The sequence below is a fragment of the Yaniella sp. genome (assembly GCF_030453185.1).
In the GTDB taxonomy this organism is placed as follows: Bacteria; Actinomycetota; Actinomycetes; order Actinomycetales; family Micrococcaceae; genus Yaniella.
The window spans coordinates 1-6,247 of sequence record NZ_JAKDKW010000105.1; the positions used below are offsets into that span (position 1 = coordinate 1).

A 6,247-nucleotide genomic window follows, 5' to 3' on the forward strand; every position below is an offset into this window, starting at 1 on the left:
GTCCTTTTTGAATTCGATGCTGCGCTCGACGATATCGTGCAAGAGATCGTAATCGATTTCTTGGTTCCACTTGATCTGGAACTTCATCTTCGTGTGCCCGTAGCCCGTTTCGGTGATCCGCTCCAAGAACTCGTGCAAGATTGCCGTCTCGGGGGCGATGGAGACATATTTGGCTGCCGCGCTGAAGCCGATAATGAATGTTCCGTTGTGAAGCAACATCGGCTGATTCCATTTGATCTCAAGATTCAGGTCAGGAAAACTCCCGGCCACCCACTCGATGAGGTGTTGCATGCTTGCCCGGTGCTCTTCGTTCGGGACGGTTTCAAGGTATTCCTGCAGCGTATCCATACGTCCAGTGTATTGCGGTTCGTGGCTCCCCGATAGGCGGCAGCTGCACCCGGTACGGGTAATCGTTATAAGATGCCACGATTGAAATGTTCAACGAAGTTCCGTACATTGGTTTTCTACGACTGTGCGATAGCGCACACACTGCTCACACCCAGAAATATGAGGAACACGATGAAGAAATTCACAAACCGCGGACGCTTACCGTTATTCACCTCGGCTGCCATCGCAGGACTCTTAACGCTCAGCGCCTGCGGCGGATCCTCCGACGACGCCACCGAAGGCGCCGATGGTGATCTGACCCCGGTGGAGGTCGGTGTCATTCCGATCGGTGACGTCGCCTCGATCTATGTTGGCCAGCAAGAAGGCATCTTTGAAGAACACGGAATTGACCTCACCCTCACCCAAGCTCAGGGTGGCGCCGCCATCGTGCCGGGTGTGCAGTCCGGGGACCTGGACTTCGGGTATTCGAATGTCACCTCATTAGTAATGGCCCGGTCACAGGGACTACCTATTCAGATCGTCGCCACCGGCCCACAGACCACCGGCAGCGCCGACGAAGACTTTGCCGCCGTCATGGTTGCCCCCGATTCCGGCATCGAATCCGTGACAGATCTTGAAGGCAAGACCCTAGCCGTCAATACCCTGAATAATATTTTCGACTCGGTCATTTCCTCCGGGCTGGAACAAGAAGGCGGCGACCCCGAGCAGGTCGAATTCGTCGAAATGGCCTTCCCCGACATGGTGGCGCAGCTAGAAGCCGGCAACGTCGATGCGATCTCCGCCGTTGATCCGTTTGCGGTCATGGGTGATGAAGCCGGGCTGAACCGTATTTACGGGCCATTCTCTGAGCCCGTTGAGGACCTTTCGATTGGTGGCTATTTCACCAACGAGCAGCTCGTGAGTGAAGATCCAGAACTCGTAGAATCCTTTACCGCTGCCATGCAGGAATCCCAGGCGCTTTCCGAGGAGGACCCTGAACTGGTCCGTGAAGTGATTGCCGAATACACCGATATGGATCCGGACATCCTCGAGCAGACCACGCTTCCGCGATTCCCGCAGGAACATCACCGAGAGTCGCTCCAGCAAATTATTGACATTTCCGTAGAGACCGGCTTAATTCAAGAGCCCATTGAGCTGGAAGAACTCATTATCGACGGCGCCTAACCGCCACCATTATTAGGGCCGCGGACGACATAGTTGCCACTAGGATGCAGCGAGGTAAGCCAGGGCAGCTACCACTTGCGTTTGGATTCCGATTTCTAACGTGGGGTCAATCTCCGGTGCGAAGGCCGGCGAATGGTTTGCTGGGATCTCCTGAGCCACGGTGCCCTCGGCGAGGGCCCGACGGTACTTTTCGGGTGCCACCGAACCGATCACCCAGTAGGTATATGGAATGCCAAACGCATCGGGGAGGCGGCTGAAGTCCTCTGACGCTGTATAGGGAGCTGTCTCATACACAGCGTCGGAACCGAAAAAGTCGGTGAACGCGTCGGTCACCGTGGCGTTGACGGTCGCATCATTATCCGTCAGCGGGAACTGATCATAGTATTCAAACTCCGGTTGTTTTGGAGATCCAGCTGCTTGGCATGCGCCGTGCACGATGCGTTCAATGGAGGCCATCACTCGCCGGCGTACGGCGTCGTCGTAGGTCCGCAGGTTCAACAGGAGTTCGGCACGATCAGGGATGATATTCGACGTCGTCCCCGCATTGAGTGCGCCAACGGTGACCACGGCGAATTCACCGGGTTGGGTTTCTCGCGACACGATCGTTTGGAGCTGCAGCACAATCGAAGAGGCCAACACCACAGGGTCGATACTGTTGTGTGGCATCGAGCCGTGTGCGCCCTGTCCGTGCACGGTGATTTTGAGGGAGTCTCCAGCAGATAAGACCGGTCCGGCGCTGGTACCGATGGTTCCCGCCTCGGTGGGCATCACGTGTTGTGCCAGTGCAACATCCGGACGTGGGACCTTGTCTACGAACCCGTCGTCCAGCATGGCCTGAGCTCCGGCAGCGGTCTCTTCACCCGGCTGGAACACGGCAATGTATGTGCCGGCCCAGGAATCCGTGTTGGACGCCAGAACTTTCACTGCGCCCAGTAATGTGGCCACGTGCATATCGTGCCCGCACGCATGCATCACCCCGTCTACCTGCGAGGCATAGTCCAGCCCTGTTTGTTCCGACAACGGCAATGCATCGATATCCGCTCGGGCCAGGACACTGGGGCCGTCGCCGTTGCTCAGCACGGCGACGACGCCTGTGCCACCGATGCGCTGGACTTCTACATCGAGCTTGCCGAGCTCGGCTTCGATGCGTTCTGCGGTCTGGTGTTCCTGCATACTGGGCTCAGGGTGCTGGTGGAGATCGCGATATAGCGCTCGTTGTTCGGTGAGTACATCATCAAGTTCACGGAGAATATGTGCGGCCAAGGAAACCTCCCATTGTTCCAGCTCGGACATTGAGTCCGCCAGGGTGCTGACTCGTCTCACTGCGGACTTGGCGTCAGTGTAGCGATGTTGCTCGAGCCAAGCAGCGCCTGATTCGCGGCAGAACTTGGTCAGCCGTGCTTTTTCTGCTGCCAGTAGCTCCGCACCCCGGCGGCCTCTCGCACCGCCCGAGCCGTCACCTTCAGGCCGCCGCTACCAGCGTTTCGGACGCCACGAACTTCGTCCCATAAAATTGCTTCAACTGACATTTCGACACTCGCACTCCTTGGACAAACTATCGAAATTTGTTATTGACGCATCAGATCTACAAGACCGGAAAGGCCTTAGTCCTTCTCCGAGATGTCGCGGCGCTAGGGTATTAGTGTGACACCTGACTCATCTCTACCCCGCATGCCGGCCACACGACCACCCGCCGCCGTTTCACTTGCGGCATTCACCTCCAGTGTGGATCGTTTTGGCGTTTCACCACTGCTGGTTATTCTCGCGGTAGATTTTGGGGTATCACTGAGCCTTGCGGTGGTGGTCGCATCGATCTACTTCATGACCTACGGTCTGAGCCAACCGCTATGGGGCATGCTCTCCGACCGCTTCGGTCGGCTACCACTCATGCGATTCGCGCTTGCCGGTGCGGTGCTCTGTAGCGTGGCGTCAGCTTGTGCTCCCAGCCTGCTGTTCCTTACTGTTGCCCGGGCGCTTGCTGGCGGATTTTTCGGGGCCATCGTGCCGGCTTCCATCACCTACGTCGGCGACACATCGGATAACGAAAACCGCCAATCCATGATGTCGGACCTTATGGCAGCCGTGGCCGTCGGTACCGCAGTGGCCACAGCCGCGTCGGGCGTGATCGGTCAGATGTTCAGCTGGCGTGTGGTCTTTGCCGTCTCAGCAGTGCTGGCACTGGTCAGCCTCATCCCCTTATTCCGTCTCGTTGAGCCTGAACGTGATAGAACGGTGAGCATCTCTGCCTCCCTTCGGTTATTCTTCACAGAAAAGTGGGCACTCATCGTCGTGGCCCTGGCGTTCGTTGAAGGCTCACTGGTCCTGGGCATCCTGACGTTGCTGGCACCAGCCCTAGAATTCCAAGGCGTCGAAACTCGGTGGGCTGGTTTATCGGTGGCTGCCTACGGTGTGGCAACACTGGTATGCACCCGCCTGGTGCGTCCACTCAGTGCCCGCCTGACGAGACCCAGGATCCTGAGTATCGGCGGCATCTGCCTGACTGCAGGTCTGGGCACGGTTGCCCTGCACTTATCGATCACCACCGTGGTCATAGCCGCCATGTTGCTGGGCGCATCCTGGGCGTTGATGCACACCTCGCTGCAGGCGTGGGCCACTCAGGTGGTTCCTTCGGCACGCGGTATGACGGTCGCCTTCTTTGCCGGAGCCCTCTTTGCCGGTAGTGCCGTCAGCTCTGCGCTGGCCGGTGCCCTAGCTGAAGCAGGTGAGTGGACATTGCTGTTTGGGCTGGCCACCGCGGTGGCATTGCTTCTGACGGTCGTTGCGGCGACTGCCATGAGTCGATATCAAGCGCGCCACTAGGGCCGCATCCGAGCCGCAGGTGCGTTAGAACCACACCTCTCTGTGCTTTTCAAAGTGACGCAGTACGCAGATACTGGAGGTGTGGCCCCAGAGTCAAGAAACACAAGGAGTTATCATGCCCAAGAATCTTGAAGAAGCCATCCAACAAGCTGGCAGCGCCGTGAACCTCTTATGGGAAGCCCAGACACCGCCGTCGGTGGTCCCACGGCTTGCCCCTGAATTTTCTAACTGGCGAGATGAACAACTCGCCTGGCGCACAACAGCCGTTATTTATGATCAGTCGCATCATATGGTCGATCTCAATCTCAAAGGCCCAGATGCCCTGCGCATGATCAAAGATCTTGCTATCAACTCGATGAAGAATTTCCCCGTTGATAAGGCCAAGCAATTTGTTGCCGTGAACTATGACGGCTACATCATCGGAGACAACATTCTCTTCCATCTGGACGACGATGAGTACCGCGCGGTTGGCATTCCACCGTCCATCAACTGGATGCACTATCACGCTGCGACTGGGGACTACGACGTCGAGATCCGCCGGGACGACAGCTCGGCAGTCCGCGAAGGTGCCCCCGAACTGTACCGGTATCAGCTCCAAGGTCCCGGCGCCATGGAAGTGTTGGCTGAGGCCAGCGGTGCAGAACCACCCAAGCTGAAATTCTTCAACATGACCACCGTGACGATTGCGGGCAAGCCGGTCCGCGTGCTGCGGCACGGAATGGCGGGGGAGCCCGGTGTAGAAATCTGGGGCCCGTGGGAAGATCACGAAGCGGTGCACGGTGCCATTGTGGCGGCCGGAAAGCACCACGGCCTGGTCCAGGTCGGCGCTCGCGCCTATCACACCAACGCTCTGGAATCCGGTTGGCTGCCGCGGCCACTGCCAGCTATTTATACCGATGAGCGCCTCGCCCATTACCGCCGGTGGCTCGATGACAACGCCTACGAAACTATTTCACCGCTGGGCGGGAGCTTCCACTCGGAAAACATCGAGGACTACTATTTCACGCCTCACGAACTGGGCTACGGCAGGATCATCTCGTTGGATCACGACTTCATCGGCCGTCAAGCTCTCGAAAACATGTCGGGGGAAGGAGCCCGTCAGAAAGTGACCTTGGTATGGAACGGAGACGACGTAGGCAAAGCCTATGCGTCGATGTTCCAGGATGAGCCGGGCGCGAAGTTCATCAACCTACCGATGGCGCTCTACGACACCTTCCATTTCGACCGCGTCGAGGTCGATGGCAAAACTGTGGGGCTGTCCACGTGGACGGGCTATTCAGCCAATGAACGAGCCATGCTCTCGCTGGCCGTCGTGGATCCAGAGTTCGCGGTGCCCGGGACCGAGGTGGTGGTGAAGTGGGGCGAGGATACCCCATCATCCAAGCTGCAGGTGGAGGACCATGTGCAGGTAGAAATTCGTGCAACGGTCCAGCCTGCTCCACTGACGGAATACGCGCGCACCGCTTATCGATCATAATGCTCTAGTGCATGCGAAAACCCGGCGAGAAAACGTTCTCGCTGGGTTTTTGCTCTCGAAAGGTTCGATGCCACAGCTGGTAGGAATTAGCTGTTCAGGCCAGCGGAAAAGCCATCACGACCAACGGTGTGCAGCCCCTCTGGCTCACCGTAAATGCCATCTGGATCTTCTAACTCGCGAACATCATAGTTTGAAGTCGTCCAGAATGGGGTCCTCCGGGTGACTACGATTTCTTCTTCATTATCCATGGCAACTTCAAAGATTCACAACTTCGTTTGGCGGTTTTTCGCAGGTTCATATGACGGTCTGCTAAGCCGAAGCACGTCGGAGCCATATCGAAGTCGTATCCCAGCTGCTTCTGGTATTGGTACCCAAATGCACCGCCTCAACTAGCCGAGCTGCTAGTGCCGATTGTGCCTGGCGTGTCAAATCAGGTAT

6 protein-coding genes are annotated in these 6,247 nt (G+C 57.5%); 3 read left to right on the plus strand and 3 right to left on the minus strand.

The features are described from left to right. The coding region (locus tag L0H14_RS11445; RefSeq protein WP_301421884.1) for an iron chaperone at positions 1-348 on the minus strand (348 nt) is incomplete at its 3' end. Positions 349-519: 171 nt separating this feature from the next. Between L0H14_RS11445 and L0H14_RS11450 the strand changes: the two genes are divergently transcribed. Beyond that, on the plus strand, positions 520-1,512 hold the full coding sequence (locus L0H14_RS11450) for an ABC transporter substrate-binding protein (protein WP_301421885.1): 993 nt from the start codon (positions 520-522) through the stop codon (positions 1,510-1,512). Positions 1,513-1,551: 39 nt separating this feature from the next. Here the strand turns inward: L0H14_RS11450 and L0H14_RS11455 are convergent, their stop codons facing one another. Then, the gene (locus tag L0H14_RS11455) at positions 1,552-2,805 is read right to left on the minus strand and encodes an amidohydrolase (RefSeq protein WP_301421886.1); all 1,254 of its coding nucleotides are present in this window, start codon (positions 2,803-2,805) and stop codon (positions 1,552-1,554) included. Positions 2,806-3,156: 351 nt separating this feature from the next. Here L0H14_RS11455 and L0H14_RS11460 point away from each other — a divergent pair, with 351 nt between their 5' ends. Continuing rightward, entirely contained in the window at positions 3,157-4,332 is a 1,176-nt protein-coding gene (locus L0H14_RS11460) for an MFS transporter (protein ID WP_301419658.1), read from the plus strand. 115 nt (positions 4,333-4,447) lie between these two features. Further along, positions 4,448-5,809: an aminomethyl transferase family protein gene (locus L0H14_RS11465; protein WP_301419657.1), complete on the plus strand. Its 1,362-nt coding sequence runs from the start codon at positions 4,448-4,450 to the stop codon at positions 5,807-5,809. Between the two features lie 86 nt (positions 5,810-5,895). Here L0H14_RS11465 and L0H14_RS11470 read toward each other — a convergent pair whose 3' ends face one another. Beyond that, positions 5,896-6,057, minus strand: a complete 162-nt coding sequence (locus tag L0H14_RS11470) for a glycine betaine ABC transporter substrate-binding protein (protein WP_301419655.1) — start codon at positions 6,055-6,057, stop codon at positions 5,896-5,898. Between the last annotated feature and the right edge of the window lie 190 nt (positions 6,058-6,247).

Excerpts from the sequence above, each read along its gene's own strand:
- L0H14_RS11450 (WP_301421885.1), top strand. The coding sequence starts at position 520 with ATGAAGAAATTCACAAACCGCGGACGCTTACCGTTATTCACCTCGGCT.
- L0H14_RS11455 (WP_301421886.1), bottom strand. The coding sequence starts at position 2,805 with ATGTCCGAGCTGGAACAATGGGAGGTTTCCTTGGCCGCACATATTCTC.
- L0H14_RS11465 (WP_301419657.1), top strand. The coding sequence starts at position 4,448 with ATGCCCAAGAATCTTGAAGAAGCCATCCAACAAGCTGGCAGCGCCGTG.
- L0H14_RS11470 (WP_301419655.1), bottom strand. The coding sequence starts at position 6,057 with ATGGATAATGAAGAAGAAATCGTAGTCACCCGGAGGACCCCATTCTGG.